This is a genomic window from Campylobacter concisus (genome assembly GCF_002913045.1).
GTDB lineage: Bacteria > Campylobacterota > Campylobacteria > Campylobacterales > Campylobacteraceae > Campylobacter_A > Campylobacter_A concisus_AP.
Window position 1 is genome coordinate 1 of sequence record NZ_PPAF01000047.1, and the last position, 476, is coordinate 476.

Annotated in this window: 1 pseudogene; it reads right to left on the reverse strand. The window is 45.8% G+C overall.

From position 1 onward, the window contains the following. Positions 1–476: pseudogene (groEL, locus tag CYP43_RS09375) on the reverse strand (chaperonin GroEL); the annotation flags it as partial.

The window sequence follows — 476 nt, forward strand, 5'->3', positions numbered from 1 at the left end:
TTGTTCTCTTTCATCGCAGTTTCAGTCACAGGCCCACCTTTGAAATCTGCCACGCAGCCGCGTAGTTTTGCAAGGCGCTCTTGAAGTTTTTCTTTGTCGTAGTCTCTTGTTGTTTCTGTGATTTGTGATTTGATCTGAGTTATTCTCGCGTCTATTGCTGACTTCTCGCCTGCACCATTTACGATAGTTGTGTTGTCTTTGTCGATAACTACACTTGAAGCTTGTCCAAGGTCGTATATGGTAGCGCTTTCAAGTGTTCTGCCTAGCTCTTCGCTGATAACTTCGCCACCTGTTAAAATAGCGCTATCTTCACGCATTGCTTTTCTTCTATCGCCCAAGCCAGGAGCTTTACCACCCGCGATATTTAGCACACCGCGACGTCTTTTTACCACAAGCGTTGCAAGTGCCTCGCCCTCGATATCTTCAGCCTTCATTAAAACTGCTTTCCCACTTTTTTGTACTCGCTCACTCACTCT